Source organism: Rahnella sp. NRRL B-41462 (assembly GCF_003263525.1).
Lineage (GTDB): Bacteria > Pseudomonadota > Gammaproteobacteria > Enterobacterales > Enterobacteriaceae > Rahnella > Rahnella aceris.
Genome location: NZ_JYDF01000109.1, coordinates 19,334 through 37,959, shown reverse-complemented (window position 1 = coordinate 37,959; position 18,626 = coordinate 19,334). Strand labels below are relative to the sequence as shown.

Below are 18,626 nucleotides of genomic sequence, written 5' to 3'. Positions count from 1 at the left end.
AACAGGAGAACCATTATGGAAATCAGAGTTGTTGCCACTATTGTCGCTAAAAAAGAGTTTACGGCAAAAGTGACAGAAGCGTTGCTTGACGTAATTGAACCAAGCCGACAGGAAGTAGGGTGCCTGCAATATGAGTTGCATCAGGATCTCGATACAGAAGGGACTTTTGTTTTCTACGAGCGATGGGCCTCTGAAGAAGCGCTGAATCAGCACAACAAAACTGAACATTTCCAGCATTTTGCAAAAAGCCTGGAAGGTAAACTGGAGGAACTCACGATTCGCCGGTTGAAAAGTCTGGCCTGATGAGATTGAATCTTCAACAGTTTCTATAAAAAAACCCGCCGAGGCGGGTTTTTTTAGACTGAGTGGTCAGCGATTACTCGGCTGGCATCTCAGGTTTGGTGGCCGGGGCTGTTGCAGTGGTGGCTGCCGCATGGCCGCCTGCAGAGCCTTTACCCTCAAAGTTGAACTCAGGACGAACCCAGTCACTGTGACGAGGTGGCTCTGGCACATAGGCAGGTGCTGGCGCCTTCGTCATTGGCGCGGTTGCGAGGTGCTTGAAGCGAGGTGCAACAACCGCAGCTTCAGTACCTGTCGGAGCGGCTGCGACTGGCGCAGTTTCCACAGCAGGTTTAACTTCAGCAACAGGTTCAGCTTTCACTTCGGGTTCGGCGACTGGCGCAGGTGCCTGAACTTCAGATGCAGCGAGAACATCTGTGGGTTCAACGATCGCAGGCTCGAGCGCTTCTGGCGCAACATCAACCACAGGTGTTTCTGCAACAGGTTCAGCTGTTGCCGGTTCGACCAGCACTGGCTCGTCGGCTACAGGCTGTGCAACGTCTGCTGCTGCGATTTCGGCCGGCACCTCTTGTGGTGCAGCGTCAACAACATCATTGACAGGCTCTGCGACTGGCTGTTGCGTAACTTCAGTGATGTCAGATATGACCGGCGTATTCGCCTGTGCAATCTCGACCTGCTCAGTCAGCACTTCAGGAGTTTCTGTTTCAGTAACCTGTTGTTCAGAGGACTGAGCAACCGGATAAGTGACCCAGACTTTACCCGAAGCCATTTCCGGAGAAACGAACGCACCTGCAAGTGGCATTGGTGACTGGGTCGGATAACGCTCATCACGATAACGACGACGACGTTGGCCGCTTACACGCAGATGGCGTGGAGAACGACGTGAACGACGTGGCATGCCATTTTCACGGGCGTTGTCATTCTGATTATCTTCGCTATCAGCAACGTTTGCGGTTTCAGCATCAGAAGGTTCCTGCTCAGCAATCGCTGGCGCCGCAGGGCGAGTGCCGGTGATCAATAACTGAGCTGCAGCTTCTTCTTCATGATCTACTTCTGCTTCAGATTCGAAACGGATTTTATGCGACAACTGACGACGCTGACGGCGCTGAGTTGGCTGACGATCTTCCTGCTCAGTGTCATCGGCAACCACCGGAGCAGCAACTTGTTCGACAACTGCGACATCCTGAACTTTCTCTTCAGTTTGTGGTTTACGCTTGTCTTCAGAACGGCGACGCGAACGTTCACGGCGAGGCTGTTGCTGCTGTTCTTCACGAGCAACAGTTTCAACTTCTTCGCTACGGGTTTCGGTAACAACCTGTTCCTGATTACGGCGGCCACGGCGCTGCTGATCATCACGCTGTTCGCGATTATTTTCGCGGGTATCACGACTTTCACCACGATTATCACGATTGTTGTCACGACCTTCGCCACGTTCACCACGATTACCGCGGTCATTGCGCTCACCGCGTTCTCCGTTGCGATCACGACGTCCGCCCTGGCGGCGTTGATTACGGCGTTCGTTGTTACGACGGTTTTCCGTTTCAGTAGCTTCCGGCGTCTCTTGCGGTGCTTCAACAGGTTTAACTTCCTGCTGTGGCTCCGGTGCGAACAAGCTTTTCAAACCACTCAGAAGGCGGCTGACAAACCCTGATTTCTCAGCAACAGGTGTCGCAGGCGCATTAACTGTTGCTGTTCTGGTTTTAACCGGTTCTTCGGTCACTGCTGCCTGCTCAAAGCTGGATGGAGGCGCTTCGCTTTGCAGCGCAAACGCAGCCAGTGCCGGTTGCTCAGGACGACGACGTTCAGTCGGCAACTCTTCTGAAGGTTGCAGCATTTCCGCTTCATGAATCTGTGGCAGCAAATAGCTCAGTGCAGAAATTTCTTCGCCTTTACGAACGCGAAGAACATGGTAGTGCGGAGTTTGCATCTGATCGTTAGGCACGATCACTGCACGCACACCACCCTGACGTTTCTCGATGGCATTCACCGATTCACGTTTTTCGTTCAGCAAGTAAGAAGCGATTGGCACCGGAACGATGGCATGCACTTCTTTAGTATTTTCTTTCAGTGCTTCTTCTTCGATCAAGCGCAGAATCGACAGTGACAGGGATTCGTTGTCACGGACGGTACCAGTACCTGCACAACGCGGGCAGATATGGTGCGTTGATTCACCCAATGACGGGCTGAGGCGCTGACGGGACATTTCCAGCAAACCGAAACGGGAAATGCGACCGATTTGAATACGGGCGCGGTCCTGACGAACGGCATCACGCAGACGGTTTTCTACTTCGCGCTGGTGGCGAACAGGTGTCATGTCGATGAAGTCGATAACAATCAGACCACCGAGGTCACGCAGGCGTAACTGACGGGCAATTTCATCTGCAGCTTCAAGGTTGGTGTTGAATGCGGTTTCTTCGATATCGCCGCCGCGGGTTGCACGCGCGGAGTTGATGTCGATAGCGGTCAGCGCTTCGGTGCTGTCGATAACAATAGAGCCACCGGAAGGCAGACGGACTTCGCGCTGGAAAGCGGATTCAATCTGCGATTCGATTTGGTAATGACTGAACAGCGGAATTTCGCCAACATACGGCTTAATTTTGCTGCTGAAATCAGGACGACCCAGAGCAGCAATATGTTCTTTTGCCAGCTCGAGGACTTTCGGGTTATCGATGAGGATCTCACCGATGTCCGGGCGCAGGTAATCACGAAACGCACGAACGATAACGTTGCTTTCCTGATGGATCAGGAATGGCGCAGGGCGGCCTTCAGCGGCTTTCTTGATCGCATCCCAATGCTTAAGACGGAAAGTCAGGTCCCACTGCAGAGCTTCTGCGGATTTACCGACACCGGCAGTACGCACAATCAGTCCCATGCCATCAGGCAGTTGCAGGGAAGACAAGGCTTCTTTCAGTTCAGTACGGTCATCGCCTTCAATACGGCGGGAAATACCCCCTGCGCGTGGATTGTTTGGCATCAGAACCAGATAACTACCGGCCAGACTGATAAACGTCGTCAGTGCTGCGCCTTTATTTCCACGCTCTTCTTTATCTACCTGAACAATGACTTCCTGGCCTTCGCGCAACACATCTTTGATGTTCGGGCGGCCATGGGAAGAATAATTGCTTGGGAAATATTCGCGGGAAATTTCTTTCAGAGGGAGGAAACCATGTCGTTCCGCGCCGTAATCTACGAATGCTGCTTCCAGACTTGGCTCAATGCGGGTGATTTTACCTTTGTAAATATTCGCTTTTTTCTGCTCATGGCCCGGACTTTCAATATCCAAATCATACAGCCGCTGTCCATCTACGAGGGCAACGCGCAACTCTTCTTGCTGAGTTGCGTTAATCAACATTCTTTTCATCTTAACTTACTCATTATTATTCCATTATTGACAGAGCTGCGGGCAAAATGACCTCATGACCGGATAAACCGTTGGCCCCGAGTCTTCTCGCAAATCGTCAACCTCACGGCTGTCGCTTGCATAGGGGCGCATTATTTCGGTAAGTCTGCTTTTGCTGTATTAAAGACACCAGCGTTGTGAAAGCAGCACTTTTATTAGGGGAATAGCTTCTGAATTTGCGTTAACAGATCTCATTCCATTCGCCGGCCAAGCTGCAACCCGCAGCCCGCTAATTGCTTGATTTCACATTACGTCTTACGCCATTGCTGCGTTTTTGTGCGATCAGGCAAATCTATAATTCCTGCGTTTTCCCTAACTTAAGAGAAACAACGCCGAAAGTGACTTCATTATTCCATTGCAGGCACTGTGATAGCAAGGTGACTTTTCCCAAGCAGGTAAGATATTTACCTCAATGAGAGATGCGCCGCATTGTCAGAACCTGAGCTTTCTTAAAAAACAGGGGGAGTGAGAAGGTTTTCCTGTGCTGTTACTGGTAAAGTAAAAGTTAAGCACATAAAAATCAGTGGCGCGAACCGTGCCGGATATTTAGAATCGCGAGCCATGAAAACTGAGAATCCAACTGTACAATTAATCCCCATTTCTGACGACGAAGCTGGTCAGCGTATCGACAACTTCTTACTTAAAATCCTTAAGGGCGTGCCGAAGAGCATGATCTATCGCATCGTGCGTAAGGGTGAAGTGCGGGTAAATAAGAAAAGAATTAAGCCGGAATATAAATTAATTGCCGGTGATGAAGTGCGTGTCCCGCCCGTTCGTGTTGCTGAACGTGATGAAGCGCCTGTTTCTGCAAAGCTGGATAAAGTCGCCGCGCTGGCGGATTGCATCTTATATGAAGACGATCATTTGCTGATCCTTAATAAACCTTCCGGCACTGCCGTACACGGCGGCAGTGGTTTAAGTTTCGGCGTGATTGAAGGCCTGCGCGCGCTGCGTCCGGATGCTCGTTTTCTGGAACTGGTTCACCGTCTGGACCGTGATACTTCCGGTGTTTTGCTGGTCGCCAAGAAACGCTCTGCACTGCGTTCCTTACATGAGCAACTGCGTGTGAAAAGCATGCAAAAGGATTATCTGGCGTTGGTCCGGGGTGAATGGCCGTCACACTGCAAAGTCGTGCTGGCCCCTTTACTGAAAAATATTCTGCAAAGCGGCGAACGTATTGTCAGGGTTAATGCCGAAGGCAAGCCTTCAGAAACGCGCTTCAAAATTGAAGAACGTTATGAGTTTGCAACTCTGGTTAAAGCCAGCCCGGTGACCGGCAGAACCCATCAGATCCGCGTACACGCATTGCATGCCGGACACCCGATTGCATTTGATGACCGTTATGGTGAGCGAGATTTCGATGCAAAACTGTCCGGAACTGGCCTCAATCGTTTATTCCTGCATGCGGCGGCGTTGCGTTTTGAGCATCCGAACACGGGGGAGACGATGCGTATTGAAGCACCGATGGATGCCAAACTGCGTAACTGCCTGAAAGTTTTACGGGGTAAAACGACAGCACGTTAAAGTGCGAATAGTAAACAGAGGCGCACAGAGTGCGCCTTTTTTATTCCTTTTATAGCAACGGATTGATGCCTTCCTGACGCAACAAGGCGAGCAGGGCAATAAGAGGCAACCCAATCAGCGTGTTCGGGTCGCGTCCTGCCAGACTGTCGAAAAGTGTGATCCCCAGTCCTTCGCATTTAAAGCTCCCGGCACAGTCATAAGGTTGTTCGCGATGCAAATAACCGGTAATTTCTTCATCAGTTAATGACCGGAAGGTCACGTCAAATGTTTCACATAAAGTCTGCGCCGTTTGTGTTTCTCCGTTATACAGGCTCAGGCCGGTGTAAAACGTCACTGTCTTGCCACTGGCAGCACGCAACTGGTGGAATGCGTTATCAAACGTGTGCGGTTTGCCGGTTATTTTTCTGTCAATCACGCAGACCTGATCAGAACCGATTATCAGGTGTTCAGGATACAAAGCTGCAAGCACGCTGGCTTTGCTGTAAGCCAGACGCTGCACCAGTTCGGCGGGTTTTTCGTCCCGACCCGGCGTCTCATCAATGGCGGGTGAGGCGCAGGAAAATACCAGGCCGGCTTTATCGAGAAGGGCCTTGCGGTAAACCGATGTTGAAGCCAGAAGTAATTTTTTTTGATGTGCTGACATAATTTTTTTTCACAAAGCATAGCGTTATTGAATCGCACATTTTAAACTGTCGGCCGCTGCGGAAGCGAATATTGGTGAAAGGTGCGGTTTTAAGGCCTTTTTCTTTGACTCTCTGTCGTTACAAAGTTAATATGCGCGCCCTATGCAAAAAGTAAAATTACCCCTGACCCTTGATGCGGTTCGCACTGCCCAGAAGCGTTTAGACTATACAGGTGTCTATACTGCTGATCAGGTTACGCGTGTTGCCCAATCAGTGGTCAGTGTGGATTCTGATATACAAACCTCTTTGTCGTTTAATATCGACAACCAGCGTCTGGCTGTGATTACCGGCCACTCCGATGTTGCTGTCACTCTGGAATGCCAGAGATGCGGTAAGACGTTTGAACATCAGGTTCACACAACATATTGTTTTAGTCCTGTCCAGAATGATGAACAGGCTGAGGCATTACCGGAAGCGTACGAGCCGATCGAAGTCGATGATTTTGGCGAAGTTGATTTGCTGGCAATGATTGAAGACGAAATTATTCTTTCACTGCCTGTCGTGCCGGTACATGAATCTGAACACTGTGAAGTGTCCGAAGCGGACATGGTATTCGGTAAACTGCCTGAAGAGGCGGAGAAACCAAATCCATTTGCCGTATTAGCGAGTTTAAAGAAAAGTACTTAAGGAGTAAGGTCCATGGCCGTACAACAGAATAAACCAACCCGTTCTAAACGTGGCATGCGTCGTTCACATGATGCTCTGACCACTTCCACTCTGTCTGTGGACAAGACTTCTGGTGAAACTCACCTGCGTCACCACATCACTGCCGACGGTTTCTACCGCGGTCGCAAGGTAATCGGCTGATATTTGTCTGCAACTTATTCACGTGATAAGTGCTGGCAAGGCGATACCTTGACTCGTCTAACCATCGCGTTAGATGTAATGGGCGGAGATTTCGGTCCTTCCGTCACAGTGCCTGCTTCATTGCAGGCACTGATCTCTAATTCTGAATTAGACCTCCTTCTGGTCGGCGATCCCGACGCAATCACACCTTTCTTAGCCAAAGCCGATCCTTCTTTAACAGAACGAATTCGGATAATTCCTGCTGAATCAGTTATAGCCAGCGATTTACGTGCGTCGCAAGCTATACGGGCCAGTAAAGGAAGCTCGATGCGTGTGGCGTTGGAACTGATCAAGAGTGGTGATGCACTGGCGTGTGTCAGTGCCGGGAATACCGGCGCACTGATGGGATTAGCCAAGCTGGTTGTCAAGCCGCTGGATGGCATTGAGCGCCCGGCGTTGATGAGCGTGCTACCTAACCAGCAACGTAGTAAAACTGTTGTGCTGGATCTGGGCGCCAACGTTGAGTGCGACAGCACGATGTTGGTCCAGTTTGCCGTGATGGGGGCTGTGATGGCCGAACAGGTGGTGGGGATCACGAATCCCCGCGTTGCGTTGCTCAATATCGGCGAAGAGGAAAGCAAAGGGCTGGATAATATCCGTGAAGCCGCCGCGATTTTAAAAAATACCGCACTAATCAACTATATCGGTTATCTTGAAGGTAACGACCTTCTGACCGGTAAAACAGATGTGATGGTGTGTGACGGCTTTGTGGGTAACGTTACGCTCAAGACCATGGAAGGTGTAATAAGGATGTTTTTGTCACTGTTAAAATCCTCGGGAGAGGGTGGCAAGAAGGCCTGGTGGTTGAAATGGTTAGGTCGGATTCTGCAGAAAAAATTGCTAAAGCGTTTTAGCCATCTCAATCCCGACCAGTATAATGGCGCATGTTTGTTAGGATTACGGGGCATCGTTATTAAAAGCCACGGCGGAGCAAACCAGCGTGCGTTTGCTGTTGCTATCGAACAGGCTGTGCAGGCGGTGCAGCGGCAAGTCCCTCAGCGGATTGCCGCGCGCCTTGAAGCTGTATTACCCAAGAGTGACTGATCGTACATGTATACAAAGATTCTCGGTACGGGGAGCTATTTGCCCGTGCAAGTTCGGACTAATGCCGACTTAGAAAAAATGGTGGATACCTCCGACGAGTGGATCGTCACACGTACGGGTATTCGTGAACGTCGTATCGCTGCACCGGATGAGACTGTGGCCACAATGGGCCTGCACGCTGCTGAAAAAGCACTTGAAATGGCCAGCGTCAGCGCAAGCGACGTAGGTTTGATCATTGTTGCAACAACCTCATCTTCACATGCATTCCCGAGTTCAGCCTGCCAGGTGCAGAATATGCTCGGCATCAGGGATTGCGCAGCGTTCGATCTGGCGGCGGCATGTGCAGGTTTCACCTATGCGCTGAGCGTTGCCGATCAATACATTAAAAACGGTGCTGTAAAATACGCGCTGGTGATCGGATCTGATGTGCTATCCCGTAAACTCGATCCTGAAGATCGTGGCACGGTGATCCTCTTTGGAGATGGCGCTGGTGCAGTTTTGCTGGGAGCTTCCGAAGAGCAAGGCATCATCTCCACTCACATGCATGCCGATGGTCATTACGGTAATCTGTTGACATTGGCGTACCCTAGCCAGTCAGAACCAGAAAAACCTGCTTATGTCACTATGGCGGGTAATGAAGTCTTCAAAGTCGCGGTGACTGAGTTGGCGCACATTGTTGATGAAACCCTGACGGCAAATAATCTCGACCGCTCCGCTCTTGACTGGCTGGTGCCACATCAGGCGAACCTGCGTATCATCAGCGCAACAGCGAAAAAGCTGGGCATGGGCATGGATAAAGTCGTTGTTACGCTCGATCGTCATGGCAATACGTCGGCGGCTTCGGTGCCTGCAGCACTTGACGAAGCGGTCCGTGACGGCAGAATTCAGCGCGGGCAATTAGTGTTGCTCGAAGCATTTGGCGGTGGCTTTACCTGGGGCTCGGCGCTGGTACGTTTTTGATTTAACAGGATGATAAAAATGACAAAAATAGCGGTGGTTTTCCCTGGTCAGGGTTCTCAGACACTCGGTATGCTGGCTGATTTAGCCGCTGCGCATCCGGTGGTTGAAGAAACATTTGCCGAGGCTTCTTCGGCACTGGGGTACGATTTATGGCAGTTGGTGCAGCAGGGGCCGGCTGAAGAACTGAATAAAACCTGGCAGACGCAACCGGCATTGCTGGCCGCTTCTGTCGCCATATGGCGCGTATGGCAGCAACAGAATGGCACTCAGCCTGTTCTGATGGCTGGCCACAGTCTGGGTGAGTATTCCGCTTTGGTTTGTGCTGGTGTACTGGATTTTAAACAGGCGATTTCTCTGGTTGAACTGCGCGGTAAGCTGATGCAGGAAGCCGTTCCGGCCGGAACTGGCGCGATGTATGCGATCATTGGTCTGGATAATGATGCCATTGCCAAAGCTTGTGAAGAATCTGCACAGGGTCAGGTTGTTTCTCCGGTGAACTTTAACTCACCTGGTCAGGTTGTGATCGCGGGTAACAAAGAAGCCGTAGAACGCGCTGGTGCAGCATGTAAAGAAGCCGGTGCAAAACGTGCTCTGCCTCTGCCTGTCAGCGTGCCTTCACATTGTGCACTCATGAAGCCAGCCGCTGAAAAGATGGCGATTGCGCTCGAAAATGTCACTTTCAATGCGCCACAGTACTCTGTCGTGAATAACGTTGACGTGAAAGTCGAAACGTCTCCTGAAGCGATCCGCAGTGCGCTGGTACGTCAGTTGTACAGCCCGGTTCGCTGGACTGAGTCTGTCGAATACATCGCTGCACAAGGCGTAGAACAGTTATTAGAAGTGGGACCAGGTAAAGTGCTGACCGGTCTGACCAAACGTATTGTTGACACCCTGACGGCTGCCGCAGTGAATGACACGGCAAGTCTGGCAGCGGCGCTTGAACAGTAATAAGAGGATGAGTATGAGCTTCGAAGGCAAAATTGCACTGGTTACCGGTGCCAGCCGTGGTATTGGCCGCGCAATCGCAGAAAAACTGGTTGCTGGTGGCGCGAAAGTGATCGGCACTGCGACCAGCGAGAAAGGCGCAGAAGCGATCGGCGAATATTTAGGCGAAAATGGCAAAGGTATCATGCTCAATGTGGTTGATTCTGCATCTATTGAGCAAGTATTGGCGACGATTCGAGCTGAATTTGGCGAAATTGATATTTTAGTTAATAATGCCGGCATTACCCGTGATAACCTTCTCATGCGTATGAAGGATGATGAGTGGCAGGATATCCTGGATACGAACCTGACTTCAGTGTTTCGGCTGTCAAAAGCTGTCATGCGGGCTATGATGAAGAAACGGTGTGGACGGATTATTACAATTGGTTCCGTTGTTGGCACCATGGGTAACGCAGGGCAGGCGAATTACGCGGCGGCTAAAGCTGGCTTGATTGGTTTTAGTAAGTCTTTGGCACGTGAGGTCGCTTCACGTGGCATTACTGTCAACGTCGTCGCTCCTGGCTTTATTGAGACGGATATGACAAGGGCGTTGACAGATGATCAACGCGCAGGCATTTTGTCATCAGTTCCAGCCAACCGGTTGGGCGATGCCAAAGAAATTGCCAGCGCCGTTGCTTTTTTAGCCTCTGACGAGGCCAGCTACATCACGGGTGAAACATTACATGTCAATGGCGGCATGTACATGATTTAAAAATTACGAAATTATTTGCGTTTTTTGCGGTAAAAACCGCAAAATAGAGCAAATTCGTGGTTTGAACAGCCTGGATTTAGTTGCATCTTTTTCAACATTTTATACACTACGAAAACCATCGCGAAAGCGAGTTTTGATAGGAAATTTAAGAGTATGAGCACTATCGAAGAACGCGTTAAGAAAATCATCGTTGAACAGCTGGGTGTTAAACAGGAAGAAGTAGTGAATGCTGCATCTTTCGTAGACGACCTTGGCGCTGATTCTCTCGACACCGTTGAGCTGGTTATGGCTCTGGAAGAAGAGTTTGATACCGAGATCCCTGACGAAGAAGCTGAAAAAATCACTACTGTTCAGGCAGCAATTGATTTTATCAACGCTAGCCAACAGTAAGCGTACATGCTTTAAGTTTAGATAGTTAGGCGGTCATTTGACCGCCTAAGTTTTTTTTATCCCACGGTATTACTACTTTTTTCCCTCCCTGGAGGACATACGTGTCTAAGCGTCGAGTTGTAGTGACTGGACTGGGCATGCTGTCTCCTGTCGGCAATACTGTAGAGTCCACTTGGAACGCTCTCCTTGCCGGTCAGAGTGGCATCAGCCTGATCGACCATTTTGATACTAGTGCCTACGCAACGCGTTTTGCTGGCTTAGTAAAAGATTTTAACTGTGAAGACTTCATCCCGCGCAAAGATGCCCGCAAGATGGATGCCTTTATTCAGTATGGTATTACTGCCGGTATTCAGGCGATGCAAGACTCCGGGCTTGAGGTAACTGCTGAGAACGCGCCACGCATTGGTGCGGCGATCGGTTCCGGTATCGGTGGGCTTGGTCTGATTGAAGAAAACCATTCCTCATTGGTTAACGGCGGACCCCGCAAAATTAGTCCTTTCTTCGTTCCATCCACTATCGTCAACATGATTGCAGGTCATTTGAGTATCATGTTCGGGTTGCGTGGGCCGAGTATTTCTATTGCAACAGCCTGTACTTCTGGGGTGCATAATATTGGTCATGCAGCGCGTATCATCGCTTATAACGATGCCGACGTGATGCTGGCAGGCGGCGCGGAAAAAGCCAGTACCCCGTTGGGCGTCGGTGGATTCGGTGCAGCACGCGCGCTTTCTACGCGCAATGACAATCCTCAGGCGGCGAGTCGTCCGTGGGATAAAGATCGTGATGGTTTCGTACTGGGTGACGGCGCAGGTATTATGGTGCTGGAAGAGTACGAACATGCCCGTAAACGCGGTGCAAAAATTTATGCTGAAATTGTCGGTTTTGGCATGAGCAGCGATGCTTACCATATGACATCACCGCCGGAAGATGGCGCGGGTGCGGCATTGGCGATGGAGAACGCACTGCGTGACGCGGGTGTTTCTGCGGCTCAGATTGGTTACATCAACGCACACGGCACCTCGACTGCGGCGGGTGATAAAGCCGAAGCCCAGGCGGTTAAATCCGTCTTTGGTGCCGATGCGCATAAAGTTATGGTCAGCTCGACAAAGTCGATGACCGGCCATCTCTTAGGCGCAGCGGGTGCGGTGGAGTCCATTTTCACCTTGCTGGCATTACGCGACCAGGCGGTTCCGCCGACCATCAATCTGGATAATCCGGATGAAGGTTGTGATCTGGATTTCGTCCCTCACGAAGCGCGCCAGGTTAAAGATATGCAGTATTCCTTGTGCAACTCGTTCGGTTTCGGCGGTACCAATGGTTCGCTGGTATTCCGTAAGATCTGATCCCGCACAAGCTGTGTTTGTGAAGGCCCGTTAATCGGGCCTTTTTGTTGTCTGAATTAAAGCGAAGACTGAATACAACAATGCGTAAACGGGATGCGTGTTCCTGCTGGCAGCGCGTGTCAATACGATAAAGTAAGAATGCTCTCCTTGATGCGACAGACCGGCTCACGCAGGCTCTGCTGTCAGAGAATCGTGACCATAAGCTCCAGAACCGGAGGAAGTAACCATGTGGATTAATGGTGTGGCGGCCGCGATGTTGTCGGCAAGTGACCGTTCAGTGCAGTTTGGCGACGGTTGCTTTACCACAGCCAGGGTGTCAGACGGTGTGATTGTGTTTCTGGCCGGGCATATTCAGCGTCTGCAACGTGCTGCGTCGGTACTGCGGATTGAAGGTGTGGACTGGACGGCTCTGGAACAGGAAATGGTTCTGGCTGCCGGACAGCAGAAAGAGGCAGTGGTTAAAGCCGTCGTGACGCGCGGGCAGGGCGGCCGAGGTTACAGCGCCGCAGGTTGCTCTGCGCCGACGCGTATTGTTTCTGCGTCTGATTATCCGGTGCATTATCACGCGTGGCGGCAACAGGGCGTGAAACTCGCGCTGAGCCCGGTCACACTGAGTAAGAACCCGTTGCTGGCCGGAATAAAACATCTTAACCGGCTGGAACAGGTAATGATCCGCATGCATCTTGACCAGACAGATGCCAATGAAGCGCTGGTGGTTGACACCTCGGGCTGCCTGGTGGAATGCTGTGCGGCAAATTTATTCTGGCGTAAGGGAAATCAGGTGTTTACTCCGGATTTATCGCAGTCCGGCGTTGATGGTCTTATGCGTCAGCACGTCATCCGCGTACTTGAAGCGACATCCCCCTGGGTTGTGAACATCGTCAGTGAATCTGCGGAAACATTATCAGATGCTGACGAAATCCTGATTTGTAACGCCCTGATGCCCGTTCTGCCGGTGAATCAGGTCGATGACAAATATTACATTTCACGGCGTTTGTGCGATTTCCTGCTCCAGAGCTGTTAAGAAAAAGTGATTAAACAATGACAAACAAAAAGACCAAAATCTTCGCCCTCATTGCCCTGATTCTGTTAGGGCTGGCGACGTTTGCCTATCAAAAAGTAAAACAGTTTGCGGATCGCCCGATCAATGTCAGCAGCGAAACTATCTTTACCCTGCCCGCAGGCACGGGACGCGTGGTGCTGGAAACACTGCTAATTGACAAAAAACTGATGAAGCCCAATCCGTGGTTTCCGTGGTTATTACGTTTAGAACCTGAACTGAGCGAGTTTAAAGCTGGTACTTACCGTTTTGAAAAAGGCATGACAGTACGTCAGATGCTTGAGCTGCTGAAAAGCGGTAAAGAGGCCCAATTCAGCGTTCGTTTTGTAGAGGGCTTTAAGCTCAGCGACTGGATGAAAGTTCTGGATAAATCAGAGTATCTGAAGCATGAACTCAGTGGTAAAAGTGGCGAAGACATTGCCGCCGCGCTGGGCGCAACGGACACCAAAAATCTCGAAGGCTGGCTGTATCCGGATACTTACCATTACACTGCGGGCATGACCGATTTATCTCTGCTCAAACGTGCTCACGTAAGGATGGAAAAAACGGTGGCGGATATCTGGAAAGGCCGCATGGATTCTCTGCCGTATAAAACACCTGCTGATATGGTCACCATGGCGTCGATCATTGAAAAAGAAACTGCAGTTAAAGATGAGCGCCCTGAAGTCGCTTCAGTATTTATTAACCGCCTGCGTATTGGTATGCGATTGCAAACCGATCCGACGGTGATTTATGGGATGGGTGATAAATACACTGGCAACATCACCAAGAAAGATCTGGAAACGCCGACTCCGTACAATACCTACGTGATCACCGGCCTGCCGCCGTCGCCAATTGCGATGCCGAGCGAAGCCTCACTGCAGGCCGCCGCGCATCCGGCGAAAACCCCGTATCTATACTTTGTCGCAGACGGCAAAGGCGGGCATACTTTCAGCACCAACCTTGAGAACCATAACAAGGCGGTTCGTGTGTACATAGAGGCGCTTAAGAATAAGAATGAAAAGTAACTTCATTGTGATTGAAGGCCTTGAAGGGGCAGGGAAAACTACTGCTCATGACGTGGTCGTCAATGCTCTGCGTCAGCACGGCGTGGGCGAAATCGTCTTCACCCGTGAACCGGGTGGAACGCCGCTTGCTGAGAAATTACGCGATTTATTCAAACGCGGCGTCGATGGCGAAAAACCTACCGTGAAAGCAGAAGTACTGATGCTTTATGCCGCCCGTGTTCAGCTGGTCGAAACGGTAATTTTGCCTGCACTGGCGCGTGGCGCGTGGGTTGTCGGGGACCGGCATGATCTTTCTTCACAGGCCTACCAGGGCGGTGGTCGCGGGATTGATGCCAAACTGATGACCTCCTTGCGTGATACCGTCCTGGGTGATTTCCGTCCTGATTTGACGCTGTATCTTGATCTGCCTCCGGCTATCGGATTGCAACGTGCCCGTGCCCGTGGGGAACTGGATCGTATTGAGCAGGAAGCGTTGCCTTTCTTTGAGCGTACGCGTACGCGTTATCTCGAACTTGCTGCCGGAGACAGCCGCATCAAAACCATCGATGCCTCCCAATCCATTGAGCAGGTCACTGCTTCCATCGAGCTGACGTTGAAAAACTGGTTCGATGAGCAGGTTTTACAAGGCAACGCATCATGAACTGGTATCCGTGGCTCAGTGGCCCGTACAGACAACTGGTCGGGCAATATCTGACGGGGCGTGGCCACCACGCTTTGCTGATGCATGCGGCTGCGGGGATGGGTGATGAGGCGCTGGTGTATGGTCTGAGTCGATGGTTGCTGTGCCGGCATAAGGACGGGGAAAAAAGCTGCGGAACCTGCCACAGCTGCCAGCTGATGATTGCCGGAAACCATCCTGACTGGCATATTCTCCAGCCTGAAAAGGGCAAAAGCTCTCTGGGCATCGACCCGGTGCGTCAGCTTATTGAAACGCTGTACAACTATTCGCAACAGGGCGGCGCAAAAGTTGTATGGATCCCTCAGACGGAAATGCTGACCGAAGCGGCGGCCAATGCCTTGCTGAAAACGCTGGAAGAGCCGCCTGCTGGCACTTATTTCCTGCTCGGTTGCCGGGAGCCTTCGGCTTTACTGGCGACGATCCGCAGTCGCTGCTTCTACTGGCATCTGCCGGTGCCTGAAGAAACGCTGGCGGTGCACTGGATAAACCGCCAGCTCAGCGCGGATCCGTTCGCGATTAAAACCGCCCTGCGTTTGGCCAACGGCGGGCCATTATCGGCCATTGAACTGTTGCAGCCGGAGCGCTGGAAACAACGCGTGGCGCTTTGCCAGCAGCTTTACGTTCAGTGCCAGCAGCAGGATATGCTTTCTCTGTTGTCTCAGCTTAATCATGAGGATGCCGCTGAACGCCTGTACTGGCTGGCGACGTTACTGCTGGATGCTGTCAAATGGCAGCAACATGCCGGGCAGTTCATCATTAATCACGATCAGCAGCCGCTGATTGCTTTGCTGGCAGGCGCGCAGTCTAACGCATCTCTGCAACAGTCGGTTACGGCGTGGATGCACTGCCGTCAGCAATTGATTTCCATCGTGGGGGTAAACCGCGAACTGCTGCTGACAGAACAGCTGCTGGAATGGGAACAAATGCTTCAGGGGGCGGTTTCCTCGTCAGTTTTCAGTTCCGCGCTATCGCGCTGATATACTCTTTATCTTCAACATACCGCAACGAGTTAATTATTATGTTTTTAGTCGATTCCCACTGCCACCTCGACAGCCTGGATTACAACGAGCTGCATTCAGGCGTGGACAGTGTGCTGGAAAAAGCCCGCGAACGTGATGTGAAATTTATGCTGGCCGTCGCAACAACCCTGCCGGGCTATCGGGCAATGACGCAGCTGATTGGTGATCGCCCGGACGTGGCATTTTCCTGCGGTGTTCATCCGCTGAATATCGACGATGGTTACGATTTCAACGAGCTGCGTGAGCTTGCCGCCAGCCCGAAAGTGGTGGCGATGGGGGAAACCGGTCTGGATTATTTTTATCAGAAAGAAGCGCATCAGCTGAAACTGCAGCAGGACTCTTTCCGCGAGCACATCCGTATTGGCCGCGAGCTGAACAAACCGGTGATCGTCCATACCCGTGATGCCCGCCAGGATACACTGGATATTCTCAAAGAAGAGAAAGCAGGGGAGTGCGGTGGTGTACTCCATTGCTTTACCGAGGATTTGCCGACCGCAAAATTCCTGCTCGATCTGGGTTTTTATATCTCTTTCTCCGGAATTGTGACTTTCCGTAATGCCGATGCGCTGCGTGAAGTGGCACGTTACGTCCCGCTGGATCGTCTGCTGGTAGAAACTGATTCGCCATACCTGGCACCGGTTCCGCATCGCGGAAAGGAAAACCAGCCTGCTTATGTGCGTGACGTTGCCGACTACATGGCAGTGCTCAAAGGCGTGAGCGTGGAACAACTTGCCGAAGCCACGACAGCCAACTTTTCACGATTATTTCACATCGATTCTTCTTCCCTGATGTCACTTTAGGCCAGGTCATATTCTCTGTATTTATTTTTCACCTCGTAATTAATCCTCTGAATGAGGTATTTTGGCACCGTTTTAGGCGGTGTCAGGGGGCTTTTATTCGGATTTTATGTTGATAAATGGTGGCTTTTAAGACGCTCTTACTGCATTTTTCAGAAAAACGTGACTGCCATCAAACATTAACAAAGGGAATTATTTTACCCTGCGTAAAAATTAAAAGGGGTGCTCAGACACCCGACAGCAAAAGGTTCGCAACACTTTTGCAAAGCGGTTAGTTATCAGGCTAAACCGCAATAAGTATCAAAAAGAATCATTACTCAGGAGCACAATCAATTATGTTTAAGAACGCGTTTGCAAACCTTCAAAAGGTCGGTAAATCGCTAATGCTGCCAGTATCCGTACTGCCAATCGCAGGTATCCTGCTTGGTGTCGGTTCTGCAAACTTTAGCTGGCTGCCACTGATCGTTTCTCATGTTATGGCCGAAGCCGGTGGTTCAGTCTTCGCTAATATGCCTTTGATCTTTGCTATTGGTGTTGCCTTAGGCTTCACTAACAACGACGGTGTTTCTGCACTGGCGTCCGTTGTGGCATATGGCATCATGGTGAAAACCATGGCGGTTGTGGCTCCACTGGTTCTGCATTTGCCCGCTGAAGAAATTGCAGCCAAGCATCTGGCCGATACCGGCGTACTGGGCGGTATCATCTCCGGTGCGATTGCGGCTTACATGTTCAACCGTTTCTATCGTATCAAGTTGCCAGAATATCTGGGCTTCTTCGCCGGTAAACGTTTTGTTCCGATTATCTCTGGTCTGGCTGCGATTATCCTGGGTGTGGTTCTGTCCTTCATCTGGCCGCCAATCGGTACAGGTATCCAGACCTTCTCACAATGGGCGGCTTACCAGAACCCGGTCGTGGCATTCGGTATCTACGGTGTGGTAGAACGTGCACTTGTTCCGTTTGGTCTGCACCATATCTGGAACGTTCCATTCCAGATGCAAATCGGTGAGTACGTGAACTCTGCAGGTCAGGTGTTCCACGGCGATATCCCACGTTATATGGCCGGTGACCCAACTGCAGGTAAACTGTCAGGTGGCTTCCTGTTCAAAATGTACGGTCTGCCAGCCGCTGCGGTTGCTATCTGGCATTCAGCGAAACCTGAAAATCGTGCAAAAGTCGGCGGCATCATGATTTCCGCTGCCCTGACTGCGTTCCTGACCGGTATCACTGAGCCAATCGAATTCTCCTTCATGTTCGTTGCGCCGATCCTGTACGTGATCCACGCGATTCTGGCCGGTCTGGCATTCCCAATCTGTATCCTGTTGGGTATGCGTGACGGCACCAGCTTCTCGCACGGTCTGATCGACTTCATCGTTCTGAGTGGTAACAGCAGCAAAATCTGGCTGTTCCCAATCGTAGGTGCGGTGTATGCGGTTGTTTACTACAGCATCTTCCGTTTCCTGATTGCGAAGCTGGATCTGAAAACACCTGGTCGTGAAGACTCTACCAGCGAAACCACCGCGCAGGGCGGTTCTGAAATGTCCGCCTCTCTGGTTCAGGCTTTCGGCGGCAAAGACAACATCACTAACCTTGATGCCTGTATTACCCGTCTGCGCGTCAGCGTAGCGGACGTCTCCAAAGTCGATCAGGCTGGCCTGAAAAAACTGGGTGCGGCAGGTGTTGTGGTTGCAGGTTCTGGTGTTCAGGCGATTTTCGGTACCAAGTCTGACAACCTGAAAACCGATATGGACGAGTACATGCGTAGCCATTAATGGTGAGCAATGTCTGGTTCTGAGAAAGGAGGCTTCGGCCTCCTTTTTTTATGTCTGCGATTCAGCGGAGCACTGGCTGACGCTTTCTGCGTCAATTAAGCATCAAAAA

General features: G+C 51.1%; 18 protein-coding genes. 16 read left to right on the top strand and 2 right to left on the bottom strand.

What is annotated here, in order from left to right; genetic code table 11:
• Positions 1-15: 15 nt before the first annotated feature.
• Positions 16-303, top strand: coding sequence for a putative quinol monooxygenase (locus UC14_RS22250; RefSeq protein ID WP_013576254.1), 288 nt, complete (start codon positions 16-18; stop codon positions 301-303).
• A gap of 73 nt (positions 304-376) precedes the next feature.
• Here the strand turns inward: UC14_RS22250 and rne are convergent, their stop codons facing one another.
• Positions 377-3,661: a ribonuclease E gene (gene rne / locus UC14_RS22245; RefSeq protein WP_112198442.1), complete on the bottom strand. Its 3,285-nt coding sequence runs from the start codon at positions 3,659-3,661 to the stop codon at positions 377-379.
• A 600-nt stretch (positions 3,662-4,261) separates the two neighbouring features.
• Between rne and rluC the strand changes: the two genes are divergently transcribed.
• Positions 4,262-5,224, top strand: a complete 963-nt coding sequence (rluC, locus tag UC14_RS22235) for a 23S rRNA pseudouridine(955/2504/2580) synthase RluC (RefSeq protein WP_112198441.1) — start codon at positions 4,262-4,264, stop codon at positions 5,222-5,224.
• 49 nt (positions 5,225-5,273) lie between these two features.
• Here the strand turns inward: rluC and UC14_RS22230 are convergent, their stop codons facing one another.
• Complete coding sequence (locus UC14_RS22230) at positions 5,274-5,867, bottom strand: nucleoside triphosphate pyrophosphatase (RefSeq protein WP_013576251.1); 594 nt, start codon at positions 5,865-5,867, stop codon at positions 5,274-5,276.
• 142 nt (positions 5,868-6,009) lie between these two features.
• Here UC14_RS22230 and yceD point away from each other — a divergent pair, with 142 nt between their 5' ends.
• The 14 genes from yceD to ptsG all read left to right on the top strand — a co-directional run bounded on the left by yceD (position 6,010) and on the right by ptsG (position 18,517).
• A complete protein-coding gene (gene yceD, locus UC14_RS22225; RefSeq protein ID WP_013576250.1) occupies positions 6,010-6,534 on the top strand; it encodes a 23S rRNA accumulation protein YceD in 525 nt (174 codons plus the stop codon).
• A 12-nt stretch (positions 6,535-6,546) separates the two neighbouring features.
• Positions 6,547-6,714: a 50S ribosomal protein L32 gene (rpmF, locus tag UC14_RS22220; protein ID WP_013576249.1), complete on the top strand. Its 168-nt coding sequence runs from the start codon at positions 6,547-6,549 to the stop codon at positions 6,712-6,714.
• Between the two features lie 48 nt (positions 6,715-6,762).
• Positions 6,763-7,797 (top strand): phosphate acyltransferase PlsX, encoded by a 1,035-nt coding sequence (plsX, locus tag UC14_RS22215; protein WP_013576248.1) that lies wholly within the window; start codon positions 6,763-6,765, stop codon positions 7,795-7,797.
• 6 nt (positions 7,798-7,803) lie between these two features.
• Positions 7,804-8,757 (top strand): beta-ketoacyl-ACP synthase III, encoded by a 954-nt coding sequence (locus UC14_RS22210; protein ID WP_013576247.1) that lies wholly within the window; start codon positions 7,804-7,806, stop codon positions 8,755-8,757.
• 18 nt (positions 8,758-8,775) lie between these two features.
• Positions 8,776-9,705, top strand: a complete 930-nt coding sequence (fabD, locus tag UC14_RS22205; protein WP_013576246.1) for an ACP S-malonyltransferase — start codon at positions 8,776-8,778, stop codon at positions 9,703-9,705.
• A 13-nt stretch (positions 9,706-9,718) separates the two neighbouring features.
• The gene (gene fabG / locus UC14_RS22200) at positions 9,719-10,453 is read left to right on the top strand and encodes a 3-oxoacyl-ACP reductase FabG (protein WP_013576245.1); all 735 of its coding nucleotides are present in this window, start codon (positions 9,719-9,721) and stop codon (positions 10,451-10,453) included.
• Positions 10,454-10,606: 153 nt separating this feature from the next.
• Entirely contained in the window at positions 10,607-10,843 is a 237-nt protein-coding gene (gene acpP, locus UC14_RS22195) for an acyl carrier protein (protein ID WP_015690190.1), read from the top strand.
• Between the two features lie 101 nt (positions 10,844-10,944).
• Positions 10,945-12,186, top strand: coding sequence for a beta-ketoacyl-ACP synthase II (gene fabF, locus UC14_RS22190; RefSeq protein ID WP_013576244.1), 1,242 nt, complete (start codon positions 10,945-10,947; stop codon positions 12,184-12,186).
• A 226-nt stretch (positions 12,187-12,412) separates the two neighbouring features.
• On the top strand, positions 12,413-13,210 hold the full coding sequence (gene pabC / locus UC14_RS22185; RefSeq protein ID WP_112151609.1) for an aminodeoxychorismate lyase: 798 nt from the start codon (positions 12,413-12,415) through the stop codon (positions 13,208-13,210).
• A 17-nt stretch (positions 13,211-13,227) separates the two neighbouring features.
• Positions 13,228-14,253, top strand: a complete 1,026-nt coding sequence (gene mltG / locus UC14_RS22180; RefSeq protein ID WP_013576242.1) for an endolytic transglycosylase MltG — start codon at positions 13,228-13,230, stop codon at positions 14,251-14,253.
• Positions 14,243-14,893 (top strand): dTMP kinase, encoded by a 651-nt coding sequence (gene tmk / locus UC14_RS22175; protein WP_013576241.1) that lies wholly within the window; start codon positions 14,243-14,245, stop codon positions 14,891-14,893. The genes mltG and tmk overlap by 11 nt, the downstream gene beginning before the upstream one ends.
• Positions 14,890-15,909 (top strand): DNA polymerase III subunit delta', encoded by a 1,020-nt coding sequence (gene holB, locus UC14_RS22170; RefSeq protein ID WP_112198440.1) that lies wholly within the window; start codon positions 14,890-14,892, stop codon positions 15,907-15,909. Before tmk ends, holB begins: the two co-directional genes overlap by 4 nt.
• 41 nt (positions 15,910-15,950) lie before the next feature.
• Entirely contained in the window at positions 15,951-16,751 is an 801-nt protein-coding gene (locus tag UC14_RS22165; protein WP_015690189.1) for a metal-dependent hydrolase, read from the top strand.
• 332 nt (positions 16,752-17,083) lie between these two features.
• Positions 17,084-18,517, top strand: a complete 1,434-nt coding sequence (ptsG, locus tag UC14_RS22160; protein ID WP_013576238.1) for a PTS glucose transporter subunit IIBC — start codon at positions 17,084-17,086, stop codon at positions 18,515-18,517.
• Positions 18,518-18,626: the final 109 nt, after the last annotated feature.

Coding starts and splice junctions, on each gene's coding strand:
- UC14_RS22250 (WP_013576254.1), top strand. CDS start 16: ATGGAAATCAGAGTTGTTGCCACTATTGTCGCTAAAAAAGAGTTTACG.
- rne (WP_112198442.1), bottom strand. CDS start 3,661: ATGAAAAGAATGTTGATTAACGCAACTCAGCAAGAAGAGTTGCGCGTT.
- rluC (WP_112198441.1), top strand. CDS start 4,262: ATGAAAACTGAGAATCCAACTGTACAATTAATCCCCATTTCTGACGAC.
- UC14_RS22230 (WP_013576251.1), bottom strand. CDS start 5,867: ATGTCAGCACATCAAAAAAAATTACTTCTGGCTTCAACATCGGTTTAC.
- yceD (WP_013576250.1), top strand. CDS start 6,010: ATGCAAAAAGTAAAATTACCCCTGACCCTTGATGCGGTTCGCACTGCC.
- rpmF (WP_013576249.1), top strand. CDS start 6,547: ATGGCCGTACAACAGAATAAACCAACCCGTTCTAAACGTGGCATGCGT.
- UC14_RS22210 (WP_013576247.1), top strand. CDS start 7,804: ATGTATACAAAGATTCTCGGTACGGGGAGCTATTTGCCCGTGCAAGTT.
- fabD (WP_013576246.1), top strand. CDS start 8,776: ATGACAAAAATAGCGGTGGTTTTCCCTGGTCAGGGTTCTCAGACACTC.
- fabG (WP_013576245.1), top strand. CDS start 9,719: ATGAGCTTCGAAGGCAAAATTGCACTGGTTACCGGTGCCAGCCGTGGT.
- acpP (WP_015690190.1), top strand. CDS start 10,607: ATGAGCACTATCGAAGAACGCGTTAAGAAAATCATCGTTGAACAGCTG.
- pabC (WP_112151609.1), top strand. CDS start 12,413: ATGTGGATTAATGGTGTGGCGGCCGCGATGTTGTCGGCAAGTGACCGT.
- mltG (WP_013576242.1), top strand. CDS start 13,228: ATGACAAACAAAAAGACCAAAATCTTCGCCCTCATTGCCCTGATTCTG.
- tmk (WP_013576241.1), top strand. CDS start 14,243: ATGAAAAGTAACTTCATTGTGATTGAAGGCCTTGAAGGGGCAGGGAAA.
- holB (WP_112198440.1), top strand. CDS start 14,890: ATGAACTGGTATCCGTGGCTCAGTGGCCCGTACAGACAACTGGTCGGG.
- UC14_RS22165 (WP_015690189.1), top strand. CDS start 15,951: ATGTTTTTAGTCGATTCCCACTGCCACCTCGACAGCCTGGATTACAAC.
- ptsG (WP_013576238.1), top strand. CDS start 17,084: ATGTTTAAGAACGCGTTTGCAAACCTTCAAAAGGTCGGTAAATCGCTA.